Annotated in this window: 2 protein-coding genes; both read left to right on the top strand. The window is 76.2% G+C overall.

The window, feature by feature from the left end; all coding sequences use genetic code 11:
* Nucleotides 1-107 precede the first annotated feature (107 nt).
* Nucleotides 108-557, top strand: a complete 450-nt coding sequence (gene rimI, locus F2B26_RS16540; protein ID WP_159811179.1) for a ribosomal protein S18-alanine N-acetyltransferase — start codon at nt 108-110, stop codon at nt 555-557.
* Nucleotides 554-778, top strand: a 225-nt coding sequence (locus F2B26_RS16535) for a rhodanese-like domain-containing protein (RefSeq protein WP_499679455.1), incomplete at its 3' end; no start/stop codon positions are given. The genes rimI and F2B26_RS16535, both read left to right, overlap by 4 nt.

The raw sequence follows: 778 nt of genomic DNA, 5'->3' as shown, positions 1-778 counted from the left end.
ACCCTCGCGCTGGCCCGGCGGGCGCACGGGGTGCCGACCCCGGTCGAGCCCCTGTACCTGCGCCGCCCCGACGCCGTCCCGTCCGCGGGCGCCAAGCGGGTGCTGGGGTGACCTGGACGCTGCGTCCGCTGGTCGCCGCCGATCTGCCGGACCTGGTGCGTCTCGAGGGGGAGCTGTTCGGCGCCGCCGCGTGGTCGCCCCAGTCGCTGGCCGACGAGCTCACCGGCCCGGGCCGGACGTACCTGGGCGCCGACGAGGACGGGGTGCTCATCGGCTACGCCGGGCTGTGGTTCGACGGACGTGACGCGCAGGTGATGACGATCGGCACCGACACCCGGCGGCAGAACCGCGGTGTGGGCCGTGCGCTGCTGCGGGAGCTGGCCGCGCAGGCCCGCGCCCAGGGCGCCACCCAGCTGTTCCTGGAGGTGCGGGTCGACAACGACCCGGCCGTGCACCTGTACGAGTCCGAGGGGTTCGAACGCCTCGGCCGCCGCCGCCGCTACTACCAGCCGGAGGACGTGGACGCATGGACGATGCGACTGGAGCTGACCGCATGAGCGCCCGTGACCAGGTGCTCGTCACCCCGGCGGCGCTCGCGGCCGAGCTGACCGCCGGCCAGGCCCCCGTGCTGCTCGACGTGCGCTGGGCTCTGGGACGCACCGACGGGCACGAGCAGTACCTGGCCGCGCACCTGCCGGGGGCGGTGTTCGTCGACCTGGACCGCGAGCTGGCCGCCCCGCCCACCGCGGCGGACGGGCGGCACCCGCTGCCGGCGCTC

The organism is Cellulomonas citrea, from assembly GCF_009829685.1.
Lineage (GTDB): Bacteria > Actinomycetota > Actinomycetes > Actinomycetales > Cellulomonadaceae > Cellulomonas > Cellulomonas citrea.
The sequence above is the reverse complement of the archived record's forward strand: the minus strand, read 5'-3'. Positions and strand labels throughout refer to the sequence as shown.